Raw genomic sequence first — 24,433 nt, forward strand, 5'->3', positions numbered from 1 at the left:
AAGAGATTCTAATTCTGCTTTTCAAGTACCAATGAAAAATTTACCATAACCGAATCCTGTACTTTAACTGTACCTAAAAATTTCACTGGTGCTTCAATATTAAAATCGGATAAGAGGATTTTTCTCTCTCCTGAAAACAAAGCAGTATCTCCATCTTTGGCTAGGAACACACATGAAATTGGATACTGTTTCGAAATACCAACTAGGGTGATCTCTACTTTTCCTGTGAGATTTGACTGGTTAGCAGTCTCAGATCCTTTTGTCAAGCTGAGAAATTTGACTTTGATAGTAGGATATTGATCTACTTCTATAGTCTTTTTGAAATCCCTAGTCAACAGAGAGTTATTACAGTCAAAGTTTGTACTCGTAATTAATACTTCTCCATTCCATTGCCCTACTTCTCCATGATTTGCAGTTATTCGTTGCGTCAAATACTCAGCTCCTGAGTTACTATAATTTTCGCATTGAAATTTTGAAACATTGGTGGTTCCCAAAATTTCCAATAAACTATCCGAGGTAATTTTCCAATTAATCACCTCTTCCTTTGGGGTAACAAGTGAAATAAAAACCAAATTGAAAATCAAAATAAGCTGTTGAATTGTCATGGCTTTATGTTATTGGATTAGAAACTGATCGCAGCTTCGAGATTCACACCATTGAATTTCGCACCGTTATAAATACTTGTGGCACTATAGCCGCCTTTATATTCCTGATTCATATACTCCAGCTTTACAATCACATTCTTCGTCATAAACCATCCTCCTCCTATATTGGCGCGGCTGATTTCAATCTCAGAAGGATCGGAATCGTTGTTTTTGCCTTTTACAGTATTGTATCTTCCTCCTAAGTAGAATTGTTCTGTTGCTCCAAATCGGTAAATAAGTTCCCCTGAAAGTTGAGTGAAATTACCGTTGCCTTGGTCTTCAGAGTTGCCTACAGATTCTAAAATTCCAAAGAATTCCAGTCCCTTATACTTAAGGAATGGATTCAGTTGAAAAGCAGTCATCTGCTTAAAGCGAGGATTAAATCTTCCTTCAAAATCATTTGAATTTCCTTCCAAAGGATCTAAAACATGGTAATAACGACTACCTGCTCTATCTCCGCCATACAACCAAGAACCGGTGGTAGTGCCATGATTCAAATACCAGGAACCTGTAAGTCTGAATCTGAAATCTTCATTCAGCTGCTTATCCACACCCAATTTCCCATAAAATGACACTTTATTATCCGAATTGTCATTCACAACTACATTTTGGTTCAACTTACCATTCGAAAGACCAAGCACAGCTATCAGACCATCTTTCTGCACAGTCACTTCCCCAAATGCCTCTGTGGAAAATGAATCCATGATATAATTTCCTATAAACGGATTAAAGATTACCCGTGCATTGTCTGACCTACGGAAATGTGAATCGCCGTAATTGAACTCATCCAATCCAAAAGTAACTGTGGTATAATCCATGATTCCATCCAGGAACCCTTCTTTTATAAACCCTAATCGGTCAATTTGAAGGTATCCTCCTTTTACCCAAGCTTCATTGTGATGTTTGGAAGAGAGGTAAGTTCTCAGATGCAATCTCAATCCGTCAGCAAGCTGTGTGTTGATGTTCAGGTTGGCAGAAGGCAAATTGAAATTTGAGCCCAATTCTACTAGGTTATTCAATGAATTGGAATGATTGATAGATTGGAACTGCAATGCAAAGTCTCCACCTACAAAAACACGAACCTTTTCAAAATCGCCTCCTTTTTCTTTTGGAGCCTCAAACACATTTAAGCCATCCTTGCTGTTTTGGCGAAAATACTGAAGTTCTGTTTTCTCTTGAGCGAAAGTAAGACTACTTGTAGACATCATACAAACAAGAGTACTACTCACTAATGTGATAAGCGTTAATTTCATAATGGCTTAGTTTAGATTAATTTTTTGGTGAAAAACTCGCTTCGAAAGCTAGTTTCAATTCATTCCCAGTTTTTATTGTACCAAAAACCGCTGTAGGTGCTTCCAGATTAAACTCACTAAAAAGAACCGGGTGCGATCCTTTAAACTTGATGACATTTCCGTTGGTAGAATAAGTCACCTCAAGTGGAATAATACGGGATGTACCGGCGATAGTAAGTTTCCCTTTCGCCTTAACGATGTTTCCGCTAATCGCTAGGCACTCGGTCATTTCAAATTTGATAGCAGGGTATTTTTGGATGACTAGTGCCTCATAGGCATTTTTATCCATGGCACTTTTACCACTTTTAAGGCTTCTCACCGGAAGCTCAATTGCTAAGGAAGTGAGTTTGGAAAGTTTCCCATTTTCAATAGACATTTTGGCTGATCCTGAGCTACCCACTTTAGCTATCATCTCCCAATCGTGTATCGTGGAAGTACCTGCTACTATGAATTCTTGGGCTCCAGTCAGCTGATAAGATTGCTGCGCAAAGCTTGGAAACCAGGTCAGGAGTGCTAGTGACAGTATCAGGCAATGGGTGAAGAGATACCCTTTCATTTCGACTATATAGTTGGTTAGTACTACTATTACTAGCACAAAAGTAGGCAGCGACTCAGGGGTGAATAGTGAGAAGAGTTTCTTTAAAACCTGATTTAAGTCACACTTATTCTACTTATTGATGTGTAGCTAAAAAAGAGCAATGGTTCGCTAACCTGTTTTTACACTTCAGTCACCAATTTCTACACTTCAGTCAGTTTCAATTTTTTGACTTGCATACACCTCCCATATTTGATTCAAATACGAATCGAAATGAATCCACGCTATCTGCTTTTTATCACTTTTCTTCTTTTACAAACCCAGGCTTTTGCGCAAGCAACTATCCAAGGAAAAGTTCTGGACGAAAAAGGATTACCGCTACCAGGAGCCAATATCCAGCTCAAAGGAAGTTATGATGGTACGACAAGCACGCAAGATGGTACTTACCAATTTGAAACTTCTCTAGCGGGTGATCAAGTGTTGGTTTTCAAATTTCTTGGCTTCAAAACACAAGAGCTTGCGATTACAATCGCACAAGGTTCCAATGAAGTTCAGCCGATCGAGTTAATCGAAGCAATTACCGAAATGAACTCTGTGACAATTTCTGCAGGAGCAATGGAAGCCTCAGATGAAAGCAAATCTGTGATCCTAAAGCCACTTGATATCGTGACTACACCAAGTGCAATGGGAGATATAATGGGTGCTTTTCAGACGCTGCCTGGCACCAGTACTGTAGGAAATGACGGGCGTCTTTTCGTCCGCGGTGGCGATGCTAGCGAAGTAGGAATCTACATTGATGGAATGCGCGTAGGAAATGCCTATGGCACTACTGCCGGAAATGTCCCAACCCGCACTCGTTTCAATCCCAATTTGTTCAAAGGCACATTCTTCAGCACTGGAGGCTATTCAGCGGAATATGGTCAGGCACTTTCTTCTGCTTTGGCCTTGAACACAAAAGATCTCTCCGTCAGAAGCCAAGGTGATTTGAGCGTAATGAGCATTGGCGGAGGTTATTCGCATACACTTGCCAATGAAAAACAAAGCATCACCGCTTCCGCCAACTACTTTAACCTCGCTCCTTACCAAGGTCTTATCAAACAAGAGATTGATTTTGATTCCGCCCCACACGGATGGGATATAGAGTTTGCTGCGCAAAAAAAGGTTGGTAAAAATGGATTGCTGAAGGTAATGGCAAGAACGGAATCAGGTGGAATGAGCCTTTGGCAACCACTGCCTGGGACAGATAATAAAGTTCTGGTAGATCTTAAAAATGACTATAGCTATGCTCAGGCAAATTGGAGAACGGCTTTGAAGAATGACTGGATAGTTTTTGCAGGAATATCCTATTCTAAAAACTTCGACAATATCGCTTATGATAGCTTAATCATTGAGCGAAAAAGTGAATTAGCTCATTTCAAAGGCACAGCGATCAAGGACTTCTCGGATCGCTTGTCAGCAAAATTTGGTGTAGAGCACTTCATTCATCCCTACTCTGAAAAGCTGATTAAAGAAGACTGGAAAAGGGACTTTGAGGATCATGAGACATACCTGTTTACGGAGTGGGATTTCTATTTGAATAAGGACCTAGTATTTCGCGGTGGACTAAGAGCTGGCACTAGCACAGTTTCAGAAGAAAAATGGCTAAACCCTAGATTCTCTGTAGCTTATCAACTCAGCGATAAAGGTCAGTTATCATTTGCGGCAGGAAGCTTTCATCAATTGCCTGTGGAAAACTTCCGCGTCCTGAACACCAATCTTAAAAACTCAGAGTCAAATCACCTGATTTTAAACTATTTGTTTTCCAAGGATGGATTTACTTTCAGAGCAGAAACATTCTATAAGTCCTATGACCAATTAGTCACTTTTGAGGGTTTACCAGACAGTCCTGAAGTGTTAAAAAATGGTGGGTCGGGCTACGCTAAAGGAATTGATTTCTTCTTTCGTGACCGTGAGACCTTCAAAAACACAGATTACTGGATCACCTACAGCTTTGTTGATAGCAAGAGATCTTTCAATCAATACAAAACCGAAGTGCAGCCGAGTTTCGCCCCAAAGCACAATCTCTCGGTTGTAGTGAAGCATTTTATAGTTCCTCTAAAATCTCAAATCGGGGCATCATTCACTTTCAATGACGGCTACAGCTACACAGACCCAAACTTGGACAATGCTGAAATGAATTCCAAAACCAAAAGCTTCCAGAATCTAAGTCTTTCATGGAGCTATTTGCCAAAACCTAACCTCATCATTCATCTGGCTTGTACAAATGTACTGGGTAGAGATAATGTATTTGGCTACACATTCAGCCCGAAAACGAATTCCGAAGGAGTATTTGAATCAATTCCTCAGGGGCAGGTTGCACCAAGATTCCTATTTCTGGGAATCTTCCTTACACTTTCAAAAGACAAAACAGCAAATAATTTAAACAACTTATAAACTACTAACACAATGAAAAAGTCAATCTTAATCTTCGCTATTTCCTTATTCTTCACTGCTTTTGCGCAAGCCTCTGACCCAGCCTTTATCGCAGCCATGCAAAAGCAACTGGAAGCTAAAAAGACGATCGCAAACTATGAGCAATCTCAAACAGTCACCAACGGATTCTTGAGAATAGCAGATGCAACCGAAGCGGAATGGCTTCCACTTTACTATGCAGCTTTGCTAAAAACTGAGGCAGCTTTTCGCTTCGATATAGATAAGGATAAAAGTTTGGACGAAGCTCTTGAACTAGTAAAAAGAGCGGAAAAAATAGCTCCAGGCAACTCCGAAATCACAGCGCTGAATGGCTACATTTTGATGGGAAAAATCAGCCTTGATCCCGCAGGGCGAGGGCAGACAATGAGTCCACAAGCAATGCAACTGTTTGGCAAAGCTATTAATCTAGATCGTGAAAACCCCCGCGCAGTTTCACTGATGTCACAAATGGAACTTGGAATGTCTCAATTCTTTGGCACCGGTCCTGAGAAAGCCTGTGGAATGGCAAGAATGAGCATGGACCTTTATAAAAAAGAAGAAGCCAAAATCACAGATGAATACATCCTTCCAACTTGGGGAAAAACGCAGGCTGAACAGGTTGCTTCAAAATGTAATTAATCATATAAAAAAAAGGCGTGATTCCATTCTTTAAAGATCAGAGAAAGGAATTGCGCCTTTTTAATTAATTTCCCATCATGCCAGAAATAGACCATAAAGGAATCTGCAAAACAAAAGGAGGTATTTGGAGCACTTTTCCAAGCTTTCTTATCATCAACTTAGGAATTGTAACCGTCCTTATGTTGTATTTCTGCCCAAGCTGCTTTTTGAGTTTGCAGGGGATCAAAAGTATGATTCCTGATTTTATTTTTTCTTTGGCAATTACTGTTGCGATGAGCTTTGGTGGCAATGCAGTTGAGAATTTCTACGACAAGAGAATATCATGGATTCATTACCCAGCAAAACGCTTCATTTTCACAAGTGTCACCTACCTGAGTTATGCATTTTTGGTTGCATTCATCATCGTAGCAATATTTTCTTGGGTCAAGGGAAACTACACACTTGACAATATCCCCTGGAGAATGATTTTCAATTACTCCTTGATGCCCATGGGAATTGCATTGGGGTTTATGGCATTATTCACCACACGGTCTTGGTTATTAGAATGGAGAAAGTCAGCCTTGGAGGCAGAAATTCTTCGCAATGAAAAATTAGCTAGTCAATATCAATCTCTCAAGGATCAACTGAACCCTCATTTTCTCTTTAATTCTCTCAACGTCCTTTCAAGTCTTGTCTATGAAAACGCGGATAAATCTGCAGCTTTTATCCAGAAGCTGTCACGTATTTATCGCTATGTTTTGGAGGCACAAAAAGAGGAATTAATAGAGTTGGAAAAGGAAGTTACATTCGCAACAAATTATCTCGAGTTGCAGAAAATAAGATTCGCAGAAAGCCTACAGTTTTCTGTAGAAATTGAAAACCAAAATGGGCTGATTCCTCCTCTATCGCTTCAACTTTTACTTGAAAATGCCATAAAACATAATATTATAAGCGAAGAAAATCCGTTGTTTATCCACATTTATAGAAAAGAAAACAATCTCTGGGTCAGCAATACTTTTCAGCTCAAATCAAGCCAAACTGAGCCTTCAACTGGTATTGGTTTAGACAATATTAAAATGAGATATCAACTGATTTCCAATCAGGAGATGGAAGTCATTCAAACCGAAGATGAGTTCCTAGTCAAACTTCCAATTTTAGAGTTATCAACATGAGGATTTTAATAATAGAAGATGAAAAACCAGCTGCTAATTTGCTCATAAAGCAAATTAAGGAACATTATCCTGACGCAGAGATCTTCGGGAATTTAGATAGCATTTCAAAATCAATACAATGGTTTGGCAACAATTCACAGCCAGATTTAATCTTCTGTGATATACAATTGGCCGATGGAATCAGCTTTGAAATATTTGAAAAAGTAAATTTATCCACACCGATTATTTTCACTACGGCTTTTGACCAATATGCTATCAAAGCATTTCAAGTGAATGCGATTGACTATTTATTGAAGCCAATTGATCCAAAAGAATTAGCCAGAGCTGTGGATAAGTACAAAGCCAATCATATTCGATCAGCAATTGAAATTGACCTACTGAAAAATCTGCTTTCCCCAAGTAAATCGACTTATAAATCTAGATTCTTAGTGAAGTTTGGTGACAAAATTCAAAGCGTTCCTGTCGATACTATTGCTTTCTTCTACAGCGAAGAACGGGTCACTTTTATGCAGACAATTGAAGGTAAAAAGTACGTACTGGAAAGCACTTTGGAGCAGACAGAAGCTCAGGTGAATCCCTCAAATTTCTTTCGACTTAACCGAAAATATTTGATCAGCATGGATGCCATCGAGGGAATTTTCTCTTACTCAAATAGCCGTCTGAAGGTAACATTGAAAAATTGTAATGATCAGGATATTTTGGTTAGCCGCGAAAAAGTGACAGATTTCAAATCTTGGCTAGACCAGTAGTTTAGATAAACCGAATTTCTGATGTATTTTTTGGGCGATGACTAAAAGTCTCGATTGCCTACTTTGCAAGTAATCTTCAACTGCAAAAGTTCGAGCGATATTTAATAGGATAAAGTATGGTAGAAGCCAATTGGCTTTATAGAACGGTGAGTTTTTTTTGTACCGAATTACTTAATTTACAAAACACTTCCGACCATCTCCAATGAGAAAATATACTTTATTCAGTTTTTTCGTCATATGCATTATTGGAGTTTCTTGCTCCACCAAACCTGAAAAACAAATCCCTGTTTTAGATTTAAAAGACTTGATTGTAGACACCTTGTATTTGGAAAAGGATACGCTGACCAAGGAGCTGGGCACTAATTTCAATTACATTAAAAGAGGGGAAGAAGAATATCTAATTACCTCCAAACAGCATCGATTTATCGAGTATAGCTATCCCGAAGGAAAGCTTATTAGAGATCAATTCTATGAGGAAGAAGGGCCTGATGGAATAGGAAGTTATTTACCAGTTATTTTCACTGATGACACATCTGTTTGGTTTGTATCCTTTCAGGAGTTAATCCAGGCTGATCAAAAAGGTAAAGTATTGGCTAGATATGATCTTCCTGCAGAGCCCACCGATCGATTAGCAGTCAATTACAATACAATGGCTGGAACGAAGGCCATGAACATTGATGGAAAGATTATTATCCCAGATGTGCCTTTTGTGCTAAAGGAACCTTTGCTTGATTATGAAAATTGGCTGTTGGAATTTGATCCAAAGGATAGCTCTGTCGATTATGTGAAATTCAAGTATCCGAAAAAGTATCTGGAATTTCTAGATGATCCAACTTTCGCTACTTACCAAAATGGATATAATAAGACTGAAAACCTCCATCTAATTTCTTTTCCTGCAGACGACTCATTGCTGGTGATTTCTCCGAATTCTAAGAAATGGGTTTATGCGGGAGTTACCGATCACATGGAATTTTTAGTAGGCAGAACGGAGCAACATGGTGAATACACTGCTTTTCTGCCTAATGGTAATACGAGCAAATTCAGTTGGATTGATTATGATCCAACAGCACAGGTTTATCTTCGGGAAGCGGTAATAAGGGTTGATAGTGATACGAACCGTGATCAAGGTAAAAAACCACTTACTAAACTTGTGATCCTAGATAAGGATTTTGAAAAAATCGCAGAAGTAGTATTACCCTTTCTTACTCGTGGATTCTCTACTCCAGATGGATATTACTTGTATATAGGATACCAACATTCTGAAGATGAAGTGGCTTTTGGGAGACTGGATTTTTCAAGAACCAATGCTTTTCCAAAATGAGTTATGTAATACCTTTTGCTAGGGAATTTTACCTCACCTTTGAAAAGTTCTATTACTCCCTTCCTGTAAAGAAGAAATCGGATTCACTAGATAACACCTTATCGATTGTATCATCACTAATGTGATCGAAAGAATGGAAAATAAAAGTACAGGCGCGATCAATATCCACCAAGAAAACTCAGTCTTGAAAGCATAGTTTTCTAGCCAGCTTTCACCCAGATAATAAATCAAAGGAATACTTACGACACCCGCAACGACCAATAAGGAGATGGTTCCATTAGCTAGAATTCGTGAAATATCAAGAAAACTTGCCCCTAGTGTCTTGCGAATTCCAATCTCTTTTATTTTGGACGACGCCTCAAAATACGTCAAACCGAAAAAGCCTAAGGAAGCAACTAAAATAGCCAAACTAGAAAAAAGTCTAAATGCAGTAAAGAAATTCTGATCCTGTTGGTATTGGGTGTTGTAAAACTCTTGTAGGTAGAAATGATTGAATGGATTCCCCGGAAAGGAAGACTTCCAAGAAGTCTCTACTTGAGATAATAATGCAGATTCGTCGGCCGCTTGGTATTTCAAAAATAGATATAGATCAGGCTGATCTCCCTGTTCAAAAATAATTGGTTGATAAGCTTCACGAAGTGAAAACTGATGGAAGTTTTTGGCTACGCCAATTATCTCAGGAGTTGAGTTCCTTCGATAATAAATCCGCTCACCAATAGCATCTTTTGGGGAATCAAAACCCAATAGCCTAGATGCCTCTTCATTGATCAAGACACCTTGTTGTTCATTTCTATCCGCATCAAATCCCCTTCCTGCTAGGACCTGAACATCAAATTCGGAAATAAAATCAGAATCAATCTGAGAAAAGGAATAGGTATTCGCCGACTCTTCAGGGCTTCCCAATCTCCGAACGTAGCCTTCGGCTTTTCCTTTAATCGGCTTACCCGGGATAAAATTTGCGCTTGTCAAACCAGTGATTTTTGGGTTTGACCTAAGTAAATTCATAAAACCGGAGATTTGCTGAGCGAGATTAACCCCTTCATTCTCTACGCTTGGACCAGACAAGACTAGTGTTTTTTCCAAGTCCAGTCCAGGATTACTTTTCTTCATGAAGTCAAGTTGTGAAGAAATCAGTAAAGTAAAGCCGATTACGAAAATGGAGATTGCAAATTGAAATACAATTAATGGCCGCTGAATCGGCATTTTGAAAGATCCCCTTGAAGTAGGAGAGTTTTTGGAAACCAACCAAGCGGGATATAGACCAGAAAGTAGAACTGCGATAGCCAAAATCCCAAGCTGAAAATACCATGAATCATTGCTAAGAAGTTGACGCACCAAATTAATATCGCTAACCTCAATAATAACTGGATTCAGCAGGATGAGCGTTAAAAAAGCAAACCCAAAAGCAATCATATTTATAAATAGCGCCTCAAATATAAGTTGACTAAATAATTGAAATTTTCCAGCCCAGAAGATTTTCCGTAATTCTAGTTCCTTTTTGCGAAGAATCGATCTCGCTATAGCAAAATTGATATAGTTACATCCAGCTATGCAGAGTATTAGTATCGCTAATGCTGATAGGAGGAATAAAATCTGCTCACTTCCGTTAGATTTGAACTCATTGCTCAAATTGGATTTGAGGTGAATAGCTTCCAGAGGTGTAGTTTTGAAACTGATTCCTTGACCAGAAAAAACTTGTTCCTGAAGAGCATTCAGAGAAGACCGTAAGTCTTCGTCTTGATCTGAATTGAAGATCTTCACATAAGTATAAAATTGGTCACCCCAGTTCGAAAACTCTTGATCTGGATTTTGATATAGGTTCAATGATATTAAAACGGCAAAGTCAAGATGTGTATTTCGAGGCAAATCTTCAATTACTCCAGCAACTATATAGTTTTTAAATTCTTCATAACCTGTGCTTCTGTAGCTTCCATATACTCCATTGATCACGAGACTTTTTCCTACAGGATTAGTATTGCCAAAAAGCCTGTTTGCTACAGGTTCTGTTAATATTACTGATTGGGGGGTATTTTTCCATTGTTCAGATGAACCTTGGATAAAGTTGAATTTAAAGAAATCAAAAAAAGAGGGCTCTGCTCCAATGATATCATCCTGAATGATCACTTTTTCGCCTGCATGCAAACTCGTGTTTTGGCCAGATCGGTGGATTCTTAGAACTGACTCTACTGCTGAAGAATTATTTTTAAGCTCTTGCCCAACTTTAGAGAAAGTACTTGCCGAAGTATTTATTCCACCAGTCTCCAGCTTTTTTTCTTGGGATACCCTTACTATTTTTTCAGAATCTGGATGAAAACGATCAAAGCTATTTTCGAAGGTCCAGTAGCTATAGATCAGCAAGCATGAAGCTATGCCTATACTAAGTCCAAGAATACTAATAATGGAATAGAAAGGATTAAATCTAATTCCTCGCAGGGTAGAAATAAAATAATGTTTGAGCATATGGATACTATTTCAATTTCCAACTATACGAAAGACTTGCCAAAAAAAAGTGGCTAACTATCGGAAAATGATAGCTAATCAAAATAAAAATGATGTAGTCCGAACAAAAATGACCTCTATCGGACATTTTAGTCACAATATGTAAAAGACCCTTTAGCATGAGGGCTAATTCGCTACTTTGTCACTATATAGGTAAAAACAAGACCAAAAAAAAGCGAGACTATTCAGTCTCGCTTTTTACATGTAGTTCGATTTCCTCTCCAGATTCATCTAAGAATCTGTATTCCGTCACGGGTAGGGAAGAATCTTTGATCAGTTTTATCCACTTATTATACTTGAAAAACCACTTTACTCTTCGGCTAATAATGCCTGTAGTGAAGTATGCGTGCAGGTAGGGATGCAGCCCAATTTGTATTTTACTTACATTCTGGATAGTAGCAATATGATCTACGTCTTTTTCCAGCTTATCAGCTATTAAGATAGACGCTTGTATTTTGCCGGTGCCGTTGCATGCCGGGCAAGTCTCTTTGGTCACAATATTGACCTCAGGCCTTACTCGCTGTCTGGTGATCTGCATGAGCCCAAATTTGCTCAGAGGCAAAACAGTATGCTTAGACCTGTCAAACTTAAGCTCGTGATTCATCGCTTCGAAGATGGCTTTTTTATTTTCTGCCTTTTTCATGTCGATAAAATCGACCACGATGATTCCTCCCATATCCCGGAGTCGGAGCTGTCTGCCAATTTCTTTAGCCGCGACCAGATTGGTTTTTAAGGCCGTTGATTCCTGGTCACTTTCCTGGTTGGACTTATTACCACTGTTTACGTCAATGACGTGCAGGGCTTCTGTGTGCTCGATGATCACATACCCTCCTTGCGGAAGGCTGACCGTCTGTCCAAACAGGCTTTTGATCTGCTTTTCTATTCCAAAACTTTCAAATAGCTTGGCTTTACCATTGTAAAGCTTTACAATTTTTTCTTTTTCAGGAGCTATATTCCTGATGTAGGATCTGATCTGATCGTAAGTAGATTCTTCTTCTACGGTGATTGCGTCGAATGATTCGTTGAGCAGGTCTCTCACAAGTGAGGAAGCCATGCTCATCTCTCCAATTATTTTGTCGCGACTCTTGGCTTTCAGCAATTTTGCCATGCCTTCTTCCCAGTTAGTGAGAAGATTTCGAAGGTCTTTATCTAAGTCACTAACGGACTGACCTTCTGCCACAGTCCGGATGATTACTCCGAAATTGGCTGGCTTGATAGAATTGATGAGTCTCAGGAGACGTTTTCTTTCCTCGTTGCTTCGGATCTTCTTAGATACGTTTACCGAATCTGAAAAAGGTACTAGCACAAGGTAGCGACCTGGTAGAGAGAGCTCACAGGATAGTCGAGGCCCCTTCGTAGAGATGGGTTCTTTGACGACCTGAACTAAAATCTGTTGATTTTTGGACAGAGGACCGGAGATTTTTCCAATCTTATCTATTTCAGGTTCGTTCTCAAAACCCTTCAAATTGTAATTGCCGTAGTTATTGTTGCGCACCATTTTGGTGAACTTCGTCAGGCTGTTGAAATTTGCCCCGAGGTCTTGGTAATGAAGAAAGGCATCTTTCTCATAACCTACGTCAATGAAGGCTGCATTCAGCCCATTGACGATTTTGCGGACTGTACCGAGGTAAATATCTCCAACTTTGAAACCATTGTCCATTCCTTCGGAATGCAACTCAACTAGGCTCTTGTCGTGAAGGAGAGCAATTCGACTTCCGTTTTGAGCAGAATCGATTAACAATTCCGTACTCAAAATCTCGTCTTATTATATGTAAATGAACGTGTTACTCAAATGACAATAAGAAGAAGTGTATTACTTCTTCTTATGTCTGTTTTTTCTTAGTCTCTTCTTACGCTTGTGCGTAGCGATCTTATGTCTTTTTCTTTTCTTTCCGCAAGGCATAGTCTTTGGATTTAGTAGTGATACAAATAAATTATAGCTTCTCGAGATAGCTTTCGATACTGCCAAGGATCATTTCATCGGTAGTCATCGTTTTTACTTTCTCGAACTGAGCTTTCGCTTTGTTGTTTTGCTTGGCTTCGAAATAGCTTACTGCCAGATAAAACTGCCCCTGAAGATTGTCCGGGTGATATTGGATCAATTCTTCGAATCGCTCAGTGGCACGTTTATACTGACCTGATTGCATTGATAGCACGCCCATGTTGAACAGCCCGTCCTCATTTTGTGGATCCTGCTCTAAGATTTCTCTCAGCATTGTGATTCCCTGCATTGGGTTGGACGAGGACACATAAGTCATCGCTACCTTGGTTTTCAAATCCAAACGGGTGGGATCGTTTTCCAACACCTTGTTTAAATACTTTCGGGTCTGCTCAGCAGTATAAGAAACTTTCTCTGGATCTAGCGCGAAACTGAATGCTTCATAATAAGCGTTTCCTGCTTTCTCTGCTAATGCCAGGTCTGACTGCTGATCCGCAGCCAAACTAAGATAATATCCTGCACTGTCGTACTTCCCAAGTTCCTGATATATCGCCGCGATTTCCTCCGAGGAAGATATCATTTCTTCTTTCGAAGAGTTTTCAGCGATCTGAAGTTTCAGCGTATTTATCTGAAGTCTCTGGTCAGGACTTAACTCATTCTCATGCATCTCAATAGGATTAGTAGAGTCGGATGAAACAGGTGAATTCTCCTGAGAAACTCCATCTGCTTTACTTTCATTATCTACTACCACACTAGGTAGAGCATATAATACTCCTACAGTGATTGCTCCTATTATGATAAGTATGAGCTGAGATCTTTTCATGTCAAAAGCTCTCCTGACTTAGTCCTGAGGCGCTAATTCTTTGATTTTTTTACTGTTCTTGATCTTCTCCACAAACACCTTAGATGGCTTGAAAGCCGGGATGTAATGCTCGTCGATCACGATTGCTGTGTTTTTGGAGATGTTTCTGGCGATTTTTTTAGCTCTCTTCTTATTGATGAAGCTACCAAATCCTCTCACGTAGATGTTGTCTCCTTCAGACATTGAATCCTTCACTACTTTGAAGAACGCCTCGATGGCTTGTGTTACATCATCCTTCTGGATTCCTGTTTTGTCCGAAATCTTAGTGATTACTTCTGCTTTAGTCACTGTAATATTAATTTAGAAATTACGAAATAAGCTTAACAACCTATTAACCAAGTGTTTTTGGGACTGCAAATGTACGAGAACCATTGCAATTAAAAAACATATTCACAAAAATTAGCTTGATTTGTATGATAAATAATAATTGACTATGCCCCACAAAACCACTGAATATCAGGCTTTTTCACATCAAATACTAACTTGGTATAGAGAAAATCCGCGTGAATTACCTTGGAGAGGAACGCAAGATCCATACAAAATTTGGCTCTCTGAGATCATTCTTCAGCAAACTCGCGTAGCGCAGGGGTTACCATATTATTATGCTTTTTCGGAGACTTACCCTACGGTAAAGGATCTTGCTTTGGCACCAGAAGAAGAAGTTCTCCGACTATGGCAAGGATTAGGTTATTATAGCCGGGCTAGGAATCTCCATGCTTGCGCAAAAAGTATATGGTTTGAAATGGATGGTGTGTTCCCGAAAACTTATGATGAACTCCTAAAACTTAAAGGAGTGGGCAGCTATACTGCCGCAGCAATTGCCAGTTTTGCTTATGGTGAGGTAAAAGCGGTTGTGGACGGAAATGTATTTCGGGTGTTGGCCAGATATTTTGGAATAGAAACAGACATCGCAAGTTCCAAAGCAAAAAAGGAATTTGAAACACTAGCCAATCAGATCATCCCGAAAGATCAACCCGGGGAATTCAATCAGGCAATGATGGATTTCGGGGCACGGCTCTGCACTCCCAAGAGCCCAGGATGTGAAATTTGCCCTTTGAAAACCTCCTGTTTTGCACTCCTATATAATATGGTGTCAGAGTTGCCATTGAAGATCAATAAGGTGAAAATTAAAGAGCGACATTTCCACTATTATGTAATTAAGTGCGGGGAGAAGTGGGTGTGGAAAAAAAGAAATTCAGGGGATATATGGGAAGGGTTATTTGACTTCCCTCAAGAAGAGTCAAGTGTTGATACCCAATCACCAACTATTCAAATACCATCTTCTGCTAAGAAACAGATACAGCAACTCCCAAAAAAATACCGACACATTTTGTCGCACCAGCGCTTGAATGCAGTTTTCTCAGAAGTGGAAATAGATGAAGAAAATTTGGAAGAACTTGAAGCCTGGTGTGAAAACGAAGGGTTTATGCTGCTAGCAGAGGATAAAATTGAATACCTCGCCAAGCCAAAGTTGATCGTAAACTTTTTGAACGATCAAGGGATTTGAGTACCTTCAAGTTCTTACACTTTTTCAACCTTTAACTTAAAAAAATTATGGCAGGAGTAAATAAAGTAATCCTAGTAGGAAATCTCGGTGCAGACCCTGAAGTAAAGTATCTCGAAGGAGATAATACAGTAGCTAATCTTAGAATGGCTACTACTGAAGCTTACAAAAACAGGAACGGCGAGCGAGTCGAGCAGACCGAATGGCACGACCTAGAAATGTGGGGAGCTCAGGCAAAAATCGCCGAGCAATACCTCAAAAAAGGTAGTCAGATCTACGTAGAAGGCAAAATAAAAACTGATAGCTGGCAGGATGAGCAAGGTCAAAATCGCTACCGAACCAAGATAAGAGTGCTGAGCTTTACAATGCTCGGAGCTAAACCTGATGCAGCTGGAAACCAAAACACAGCTCAACAAGCGCCTCAGCAAAGACCAGCATCTGCTGCGCCTACCTCAGCTCCAAAAGCGCAGGAAATGGTTACAGATACAGAAGATGACGATTTGCCGTTTTAATAATCTATTCCCCTGGAAGTTATTTTCAGGGGAATTTTTTAATTTTGCATTAACCTTTGCGGTTTAATACATGGACGATCCCTACCCGAGTTACCATTTACTCGCTCAGATTAGCTTACCCTCGGTAAGTTACCTGATTCTAAATGGGTTGCTTTTTATACTATTACTAATAGGCTCTGCCCTAGTTTCTGGTTCAGAGGTTGCTTTTTTTTCCCTATCTAGTGAGGATTTAGGTAACATCGAAGAAGAGAATACGCCCCGTGGAAAAAAAGTGCTCGGGCTAGTAGAATCTCCAAAAAACTTGCTCAGCACCATTTTAATTCTCAACAACCTGATTAACATCGGGATAGTGACGCTTACGACATTTGTGGCATGGTCGATTTTCGGGCAAAATGCAACCGGAATAATCATAATTCTGGTACAGACTATTGGTGTCACTTTCGCGATAGTTTTTTTCGGTGAGATTGTACCTAAGGTTTATGCCAATAAAGCCAAGGTCGAGTTTAGCCTGATCATGGCTCCGAGTATTAGCTTTTTCTCCACGATCCTTAAACCGTTTTCTAAGTTCCTGATGGCATTTAGTAATCTACTTGAAAAGAGAATTGAGAAGAAAGGCTATTCACTTTCCGTAAATGAGCTGAACCAAGCCTTAGAATTGACCACAGAGGATGCTCCGAATGAAGAACGTGAGATCCTGCGGGGAATAGTAAACTTTGGTACACTGACCGTGAAGCAGGTAATGCAAAGTCGCATGGATATCACAGCTGTCGATATGGAAATTGATTTCCATGAGTTGATGGACAAAATCAATAAAAGTGGTTATTCTAGAATCCCGGTTTATGAGGAGACTATTGACAATATTCAAGGCATACTCTATATAAAAGACCTACTTCCATTTATTGAAAGAGACGAAGATTTTGCGTGGAATGAATTGATCCGAAAGAGCTTTTTTGTGCCGGAGAACAAGAAAGTAGATACACTATTAAAGGATTTTCAGCTAAAGCGTGTCCACATGGCAATTGTGGTGGATGAGTATGGAGGAACTTCTGGTTTGGTCACTTTAGAAGATTTGATAGAAGAAATTATCGGGGAAATCAACGATGAGTTTGATGACCATGATGATATTTTCTTCCAAGAAATTGATCCAGCTACATTCATCTTTGAAGGTAAAGTCTCTCTTAACGATTTTTGTAAAAAACTGGAATTAGACGGGCAGATTTTCGAAGAGGTGAAAGGTGAAAGTGAATCACTTGGTGGCCTACTTTTAGAATTGAATTCCAAGCTGCCGAAGAATGGTACCAAGATCAAGTTTGAAGATTTTGAGTTTACAATCCTTGCAGTGGACTCTCGGAAAATCAAAAAAGTCAAGGTTCACATCAATTCTTTAGACAAGGATACACTAGGCCCTTATACTGATTAAAAGACATAAGTGTATAATATTTTTAGTTTCATTGGTTTTGCAGCATAATATTCTTCTGGCTATCAGAAGGCCAGAGATTCAAAGATTTCGTTTCAAAATTCACGAAAAATAATTTTATTTTTTTTGAAATTATTTTTCGGTACCCAAAAATCCTAAGCTTGACACAATTTTTTACGAAAAAGTGAATAAAAGACCCTATCTATTCAAATACTGCTATAAATTTTAATGGTCGGTTCGCTTTTTCACACCAAAAAGGAAATTACCAAAATTATAATAAAGTTAAAATCCATAAGTAATAAGGCACTAAAGCGCCCGTTTTATTGCCGTAATTTTAATAGGACATTTTTTTTTTGTAATTTTTGGAAATTTTGAACCTAATAAATTCTATAAAAATGCAAGAAGGTTTGTATCGATCGGAGTTTGAGCATGACTCCTGCGGTATAGGTGCGGTTGTCGATCTGAGTGCAGTTCCATCTCATGAGACGATTAGCGATGCCTTATATATGCTGAGCAACATGGAGCACCGTGGTGGCCGTGGAGCTGATCCCAAATCCGGCGATGGTGCTGGCATATTAATTCAGGTACCACACCAGTTCCTAAAGGATATCACTGCGCGTACAGAGATTGAGCTTCCAGAAGCTGGATCATATGGCGTGGGTATGACCTTTTTCCCAAAAAACAAGCAGCTATTTCATAAGTCGAAAGAGCTTCTCAATCAGCTTCTTGAAGAGCTTGATTTTGAATTGATCGGCTATCGGTCTGTTCCAGTGGATGAAACTGTTCCGGGATCCGGAGCACTTGAAGTGATGCCTAATATAGAGCAGCTCTTTGTCAAGCATAAAAAAGGGCTTACCGGTATTGAATTGGAGCGTAAGCTTTATGTGCTTAGAAACTATTCCACTTCTGAAATCAACACCAAGATTCCAGGCGTGAACCAGTCATTCTATTTTGCCAGCTTAAGTAGCCAAACTCTTATATATAAAGGCCAGCTTCGAACTGACCAAGTTTTGGCTTTCTATAAGGACTTACAGAATCCAAGAATAGGATCCGCGTTTGCAATAGTTCACTCGCGATTCTCTACCAATACTTTTCCAAACTGGAGACTAGCCCAGCCATTCCGATTCCTTTCTCACAATGGAGAGATCAATACGATTAAAGGAAACCTGAACAAGATGAAGTCAAAGGAAAACCTCATGAAATCGAAGTATTTCACAGATGAGGAACTTTCCCGATTGATGCCAATCACGGATAAGCAGAAATCTGATTCAGCGAATCTTGATGCGATGGTAGAACTACTGACGCTAAGCGGGAGATCACTTCCACATGCTATGATGATGCTCGTGCCAGAAGCTTGGCAGGACAATGAAGTCATGGATCGTGACAGAAAATCCTTCTATAAATTCCATGCATCACTAGTAGAGCCATGGGATGGACCGGCAGCTTTGCTATTCACAGATGGTAAATCTGTTGGGGCTACACTGGATAGAAATGGTCTGCGTCCACTTAGGTATTTTATTACAAAAGATCAGCGGCTTATCCTATCGTCTGAAGCAGGCGCATTACCTATTCGGGAGGCTACGATATTAGAAAAAGGCAGAATCAGTCCAGGTAGAATGATTTGGGCTGATTTGGAAAAAGGACGAGTAGTATTTGATGAGGAAGTTAAAGGAGAAATCTGTAAAAAGCAGCCTTACGAGCAGTGGGTAGCCGATCAGCGAATCAAACTTCGCTTGGAAGATGATCCAAAAAAACTGGAGCATCCTTACTCTACGGAGAATATTAAGAAACAACAAACCATATTTGGCTATACCTCAGAAGAACTCAAGGTGGTACTAAGCCCTATGGGAGATACTGCCTATGAGGCCATTGGCTCTATGGGAGCAGATACCCCGCTTGCTGTTTTGTCCAAAGAGAGTCAGCATATTTCCAATTACTTCAAGCAGCTTTTTGCCCAGGTAAGTAATCCACCGATAGATCCTATTCGGGAACGATTGGTAATGTCCCTTTTCACCCGTCTGGGTGTGGGACAAAATATTTTGGAAGAAAGTCCAAAACATACCCGCCAGATCCATATTTCACAACCTGTTCTTCTTAACGAAGACTTGGAGAAAGTGAAAAATATGGAAGGTCAGGGCTATAGATGCACTACACTTACCAGTCTCTTTTTGGCAGACCATAAGCCTGGGAGGCTACTGGAAGCATTGAACAAAATTTGCGACGATGCTGAAAAAGCGATTAGCGAAGGAAAAAACGTCATTATTATTTCTGATCGAAATAGTACTGAAGAATATGCACCAATCCCGTCTTTATTGGCAATAGGAGCAGTTCACCACCATTTGGTGAAAAAGAAAATCAGAACTAGCGCAGGCTTGGTGTTAGAATCAGGAGATATCCGGGAGACACACCATTTTGCAACAGCAATTGGATATGGTGCCTCTGCGATCAATCCGTACATGGCATTAGAGTCTCTAAAAGACATGTACGATAAGGGAGAATTGCAAAACCCAAAAAACCAGAAGAAACTATTCTCAAATTACCAAGATGCAATAGGTAAAGGGCTTTTGAAAGTTCTTTCCAAAATGGGTATAAGCACACTTCAGTCATACCAAAGTGCACAGATTTTCGAAGCAATTGGCTTAGGCCCAGAAGTAATCGACAGATGCTTCAAAGGCACAATTTCCAGAATCTCTGGTATTTCCTTCGACGAATTAGCTGAGGAAGTATTGATTCGCCATAGAGCTGCATACGAGACAGACACTCCGATCCTAGAGCAAGGAGGCGTATATCAATGGAAGAGAAGAGGTGAAAAACACTTATTCAACCCTGAAACTATCCATTTGCTTCAGAAATCTACCCGCTTAAACGATTATAGCCTTTACAAGAAATTTGCTTCTAAAATCAACGAACAGAGCAAGGATGCTTTGACTTTGAGAGGCTTATTTGAATTCAAAAAGCGAATCACTGTTCCTATTGACGAAGTAGAGCCTGCATCTTCCATCATGCGAAGATTTGCGACAGGTGCGATGTCATTTGGATCGATCTCTCACGAGGCACACTCTACTTTGGCGATAGCCATGAATAGAATGGGCGCGAAAAGCAACTCCGGAGAAGGAGGCGAAGATGAGATCCGTTTTGAGAAAAAGGAAAATGGAGATTGGGAGCGATCTGCGATCAAGCAGGTAGCTTCTGGTAGATTCGGTGTAACAAGTAACTACCTAACAAACGCGGCGGAACTTCAAATCAAAATGGCACAAGGAGCCAAGCCTGGTGAAGGTGGACAGCTTCCTGGTCATAAAGTTGATGATTGGATAGGAAGAGTTAGGCATTCTACTCCTGGAGTAGGATTGATCTCTCCTCCACCTCACCACGATATTTACTCTATCGAAGATCTAGCACAACTGATTTTCGACTTGAAAAATGCAAATAGAAAAGCAAGAATCAACACCAAGCTTGTATCTCAAGCTGGAGTGGGAACAGTAGCAGCTGGTGTGGCAAAAGCAATGTCAGATGTGATCCTTATTTCAGGTGCTGATGGAGGTACAGGAGCATCACCATTAAGTTCAATTCGCCATGCAGGATTGCCATGGGAACTTGGGCTTTCTGAAGCTCACCAGACTTTAGTAAAAAATAATCTTCGTAGTCGAGTAACCCTTCAAACCGATGGACAGCTTAGAACTGGCCGTGATCTTGCAATTGCGACGCTATTAGGCGCAGAAGAGTGGGGAATTTCCACTGCAGCATTGGTAGTTGAAGGATGTATTATGATGAGAAAATGCCACCTGAATACTTGTCCAGTTGGTATTGCAACTCAAAACCCTGAATTGAGAAAACTATTTACCGGTGATCCTGATCACGTCGTAAATTACTTCCAGTTCCTAGTGCAAGATCTCAGAGAGATCATGGCTTCACTTGGATTCCGTACGATTGATGAGATGGTAGGTCAAAGTAACGTCCTTCAATCAACTGGTCACTTGAATCACTGGAAGTGGGATAAGGTTGACTTAAGTCCTATTTTCCACAAAGTGGAAGTTCCAGATCACGTCGGAATTCACAAGCAAATTGACCAGGATTTCGAGCTTAAGAGAGTGTTGGATCGTCAGCTGATCAAAGCTGCTCTCCCATCTCTAGAGCAGGCAATGCAATCTTCAGGAAACTTCCAGATAAAAAATATAGACAGATCTGTGGGAGCAATGCTTTCCAATGAGATCTCTAAAATATACGGCAGTCCAGGACTACCTGAAGACACTATTAACTTCAAATTCACTGGTTCAGCAGGTCAAACCTTCGGTGGATTCCTTACCAAAGGAGTCAACTTTGAACTAGAGGGGGAAGCAAATGATTACTTTGGAAAAGGTCTATCAGGAGGAAAACTGATAATCTACCCTAGCAGAAACGCTAAGTTCGTTCCGGAAGAAAATATCATCATCGGTAACGTAGCATTCTATGGCGCTACTTCTGGCGAGGCTTATATCAATGGAAAAGGTGGAGAAAGATTCTGTGTGAGGAACTCCGGCGTACAAACTGTTGTAGAAGGAATAGGTGATCACGGTTGTGAATATATGACCGGAGGCTTAGTAGTAAATCTGGGTGAAATCGGAAGAAACTTTGCTGCAGGAATGAGTGGTGGTATCGCCTACATTCTGAAAGAATATATCACGGAAATCAATCCGGAATTAGTGGATATTGATATTCTGGAAGATGAGGATTTCAGCACAATCAAGACATTCCTAAAAAGACACGTGAAACTGACTAAATCAGGTCTAGGAACTAAATTTATGGAAGATTGGGATAATGCTAAGGAGAAATTCATCAAGGTTATTCCTAGAGATTACAAAGCAGTTTTAGAGAAAAGAGCATTAGAACAATCAAAATCATTGGCGTAAAATGGGAGCGAAAGAAGGATTTATACAATTCAAAAGAGAAACTCCGGTTACCCGTGACGCGAAAGCTAGAATAGGTGACTATAAGGAAATATATGAGCCATTTGGTGGCGAGAAATTAAATAATCAGGCGGCTAGATGCATGGATTGCGGTGTACCGTTTTGCCACAGTGGCTGTCCACTTGGTAATGTGATTCCGGATTTCAACGATGCGGTTTACAAAAACGAATGGGAGCAGGCGATTAAAATACTACGTAGTACAAACAATTTCCCTGAATTCACTGGGAGAATTTGTCCAGCACCATGCGAAGCAAGCTGTGTACTAGGTATCAATAAAGATCCGGTTGCGATCGAATTGATTGAGAAAAACATCGCTGAGAAAGCCTATGAACTGGGCTTGATCAAAGCAAATCCTCCTAAAACAAGAACTGGGAAATCTGTAGCTGTAGTTGGCTCCGGACCAGCAGGTCTTGCCGCAGCCGATCAGCTGAATCAAGCAGGTCATGAGGTGACGCTTTTCGAAAAAGATTCCAAACCAGGAGGATTACTTCGATTTGGTATCCCAGATTTCAAACTTGAAAAATGGGTGATCGATCGCCGTATCGAATTCATGAAGCAAGAAGGAGTAATTTTTTCTTGTGATACTGAAATAGGTTTCAATATCAAAGCAGAAAATATTCTCAAAAACTTTGATGCAGTTGTGCTTTCTACCGGAGCCGGCCAACCGAGAGGTCTGAATATTAAAGGTTCCGATGCTAAAGGAGTTCATTTTGCAATGGAATTCTTAGGTCAGCAAAACAAGGTAGTTTCAGGTGAAATCAAAGAAAATCCAATTTCTGCCAAAGGAAAACATGTCATTGTAATAGGAGGTGGAGATACAGGAAGTGATTGCATTGGCACTTCAAATAGACATGGCGCTGCTTCAATTACTCAACTTGAGCTTTTGCCAAAACCTCCACAGCAAAGAAATACACTTAACCCGTGGCCAGAATGGCCAATGACATTGCGTACTTCTAGTTCTCATGAAGAAGGAGCTGAGCGAGTTTTCTCTATTCTTACGAAAGAGTTTATTGTGAATGACGAAGGTCAGGTGACAGGACTAAGTCTAGTCGATCTTGAATGGGTTCACAAGGATGGACGTATGGTCTTTGAAGAAATCGCTGGCACAGAACGTACTGTTCCTTGTGATTTGGCATTTCTAGCTATCGGCTATACAGGTCCTGCCCAGAATGGTTTGCTTGAAGCTTTCGGTGCGGATACAATGGAGAATACACTACCAAAATCGAAAAACTATCAAAGCACTAATTCCAAAGTATTCTTAGCTGGAGATATGCGAAGAGGCCAATCCTTGGTTGTTTGGGCAATATCTGAAGGTAGAGAAGCTGCAGTAAAAGTGGATGAATACCTTATGGGTGAATCTGCACTACCGCAAAAAGATGAGTCTTTCTTTCAAGTAGAAGAGGAAATAATAGAGGAATAAACACCTTTTACTAATAAACAGAAAGCCATCCCGAGAATTCGGGATGGCTTTTTTGCTTTTAGGTGCTTAGAAAATTAATTCCCGCCCCTTCCTCCTGTTCTACCTTTTCGAGGGTCTCCTTCGATTTGGGCATTTGGCCGGCCTCTACGGCGATCTTCCATTCTTTCCGCCTTGATTTCCGTCCATTTTGCTCTTTGCTCTTCTGTCAATACTGCCTGGATTTTAGCATCCTGCTCTTTCAATTCAGCTCTTTTAGCTTCCATTTCTGCCCTACGTGCTTCCATTTCAGCTTTCCTCTCTGCCATCTCAGCTTCATTTTTTTTGGCATATTCCAGATTGATATCCAAAACCTGCTTTTTCTGCTCCTCTGTCAATGAAAGGGTTTCAGCCATCCGTTCTGTAGTTCGCTTAGCTCTATCTTCTGGGCTTGGTCTTTCTCCACCTCTTTTTTGTGCCATTGTGCTTAGGCTGATCATTACCATCATGCCAGTAGCCAAAATCCATTTGTTCATGTTTGCTGTTGTTTAGTTACATGAATTAGACCTAGGTTAGGTG

General features: G+C 40.1%; 18 protein-coding genes. 10 read left to right on the top strand and 8 right to left on the bottom strand.

What is annotated here, in order from left to right; all coding sequences use genetic code 11:
- Positions 1-8: 8 nt before the first annotated feature.
- Genes ACPUEN_RS14495 through ACPUEN_RS14505 form a run of 3 tightly spaced genes read right to left on the bottom strand, consistent with a single transcriptional unit; the run spans position 9 to position 2,492 of the window.
- A complete protein-coding gene (locus tag ACPUEN_RS14495; RefSeq protein ID WP_111609587.1) occupies positions 9-605 on the bottom strand; it encodes a YceI family protein in 597 nt (198 codons plus the stop codon).
- Between the two features lie 17 nt (positions 606-622).
- Complete coding sequence (locus ACPUEN_RS14500) at positions 623-1,897, bottom strand: hypothetical protein (RefSeq protein ID WP_425636618.1); 1,275 nt, start codon at positions 1,895-1,897, stop codon at positions 623-625.
- A 16-nt stretch (positions 1,898-1,913) separates the two neighbouring features.
- Positions 1,914-2,492, bottom strand: coding sequence for a YceI family protein (locus tag ACPUEN_RS14505; protein WP_425636619.1), 579 nt, complete (start codon positions 2,490-2,492; stop codon positions 1,914-1,916).
- A 252-nt stretch (positions 2,493-2,744) separates the two neighbouring features.
- Between ACPUEN_RS14505 and ACPUEN_RS14510 the strand changes: the two genes are divergently transcribed.
- From ACPUEN_RS14510 to ACPUEN_RS14530, 5 genes are all read left to right on the top strand, one after another.
- Positions 2,745-4,904 carry a TonB-dependent receptor gene (locus tag ACPUEN_RS14510; RefSeq protein WP_425636620.1) on the top strand — a complete coding sequence of 720 codons (2,160 nt, stop codon included), beginning with the start codon at positions 2,745-2,747 and terminating at the stop codon, positions 4,902-4,904.
- 12 nt (positions 4,905-4,916) lie between these two features.
- On the top strand, positions 4,917-5,561 hold the full coding sequence (locus ACPUEN_RS14515) for a hypothetical protein (RefSeq protein ID WP_425636621.1): 645 nt from the start codon (positions 4,917-4,919) through the stop codon (positions 5,559-5,561).
- A gap of 77 nt (positions 5,562-5,638) precedes the next feature.
- Entirely contained in the window at positions 5,639-6,712 is a 1,074-nt protein-coding gene (locus ACPUEN_RS14520) for a sensor histidine kinase (protein WP_425636622.1), read from the top strand.
- The gene (locus tag ACPUEN_RS14525; RefSeq protein WP_425636623.1) at positions 6,709-7,461 is read left to right on the top strand and encodes a LytR/AlgR family response regulator transcription factor; all 753 of its coding nucleotides are present in this window, start codon (positions 6,709-6,711) and stop codon (positions 7,459-7,461) included. The genes ACPUEN_RS14520 and ACPUEN_RS14525 overlap by 4 nt, the downstream gene beginning before the upstream one ends.
- Before the next feature lie 202 nt (positions 7,462-7,663).
- Positions 7,664-8,782, top strand: a complete 1,119-nt coding sequence (locus ACPUEN_RS14530) for a DUF4221 family protein (protein WP_425636624.1) — start codon at positions 7,664-7,666, stop codon at positions 8,780-8,782.
- Positions 8,783-8,815: 33 nt separating this feature from the next.
- Here the strand turns inward: ACPUEN_RS14530 and ACPUEN_RS14535 are convergent, their stop codons facing one another.
- The 4 genes from ACPUEN_RS14535 to ACPUEN_RS14550 form a co-directional block, all read right to left on the bottom strand.
- Positions 8,816-11,242, bottom strand: a complete 2,427-nt coding sequence (locus tag ACPUEN_RS14535; protein ID WP_425636625.1) for an ABC transporter permease — start codon at positions 11,240-11,242, stop codon at positions 8,816-8,818.
- A 220-nt stretch (positions 11,243-11,462) separates the two neighbouring features.
- Positions 11,463-13,034: an Rne/Rng family ribonuclease gene (locus ACPUEN_RS14540; protein ID WP_425636626.1), complete on the bottom strand. Its 1,572-nt coding sequence runs from the start codon at positions 13,032-13,034 to the stop codon at positions 11,463-11,465.
- 181 nt (positions 13,035-13,215) lie between these two features.
- Positions 13,216-14,043: a tetratricopeptide repeat protein gene (locus tag ACPUEN_RS14545; protein ID WP_425636627.1), complete on the bottom strand. Its 828-nt coding sequence runs from the start codon at positions 14,041-14,043 to the stop codon at positions 13,216-13,218.
- A gap of 18 nt (positions 14,044-14,061) precedes the next feature.
- The gene (locus ACPUEN_RS14550; protein ID WP_091696410.1) at positions 14,062-14,370 is read right to left on the bottom strand and encodes an HU family DNA-binding protein; all 309 of its coding nucleotides are present in this window, start codon (positions 14,368-14,370) and stop codon (positions 14,062-14,064) included.
- Between the two features lie 145 nt (positions 14,371-14,515).
- Between ACPUEN_RS14550 and mutY the strand changes: the two genes are divergently transcribed.
- The 5 genes from mutY to ACPUEN_RS14575 all read left to right on the top strand — a co-directional run bounded on the left by mutY (position 14,516) and on the right by ACPUEN_RS14575 (position 23,878).
- On the top strand, positions 14,516-15,589 hold the full coding sequence (gene mutY / locus ACPUEN_RS14555; protein WP_425636628.1) for an A/G-specific adenine glycosylase: 1,074 nt from the start codon (positions 14,516-14,518) through the stop codon (positions 15,587-15,589).
- Positions 15,590-15,636: 47 nt separating this feature from the next.
- Positions 15,637-16,098: a single-stranded DNA-binding protein gene (locus ACPUEN_RS14560; protein WP_425636629.1), complete on the top strand. Its 462-nt coding sequence runs from the start codon at positions 15,637-15,639 to the stop codon at positions 16,096-16,098.
- A gap of 70 nt (positions 16,099-16,168) precedes the next feature.
- A complete protein-coding gene (gldE, locus tag ACPUEN_RS14565) occupies positions 16,169-17,518 on the top strand; it encodes a gliding motility-associated protein GldE (RefSeq protein WP_111609599.1) in 1,350 nt (449 codons plus the stop codon).
- 392 nt (positions 17,519-17,910) lie between these two features.
- Positions 17,911-22,401: a glutamate synthase large subunit gene (gene gltB, locus ACPUEN_RS14570; protein ID WP_425636630.1), complete on the top strand. Its 4,491-nt coding sequence runs from the start codon at positions 17,911-17,913 to the stop codon at positions 22,399-22,401.
- 1 nt (position 22,402) lies between these two features.
- Positions 22,403-23,878, top strand: a complete 1,476-nt coding sequence (locus ACPUEN_RS14575; protein ID WP_425636631.1) for a glutamate synthase subunit beta — start codon at positions 22,403-22,405, stop codon at positions 23,876-23,878.
- Positions 23,879-23,952: 74 nt separating this feature from the next.
- Here the strand turns inward: ACPUEN_RS14575 and ACPUEN_RS14580 are convergent, their stop codons facing one another.
- Positions 23,953-24,390, bottom strand: a complete 438-nt coding sequence (locus ACPUEN_RS14580; RefSeq protein WP_425636632.1) for a Spy/CpxP family protein refolding chaperone — start codon at positions 24,388-24,390, stop codon at positions 23,953-23,955.
- Positions 24,391-24,433: the final 43 nt, after the last annotated feature.

It is taken from the genome of Algoriphagus yeomjeoni (genome assembly GCF_049821175.1).
GTDB classification, from domain to species: Bacteria; Bacteroidota; Bacteroidia; order Cytophagales; family Cyclobacteriaceae; genus Algoriphagus; species Algoriphagus yeomjeoni_A.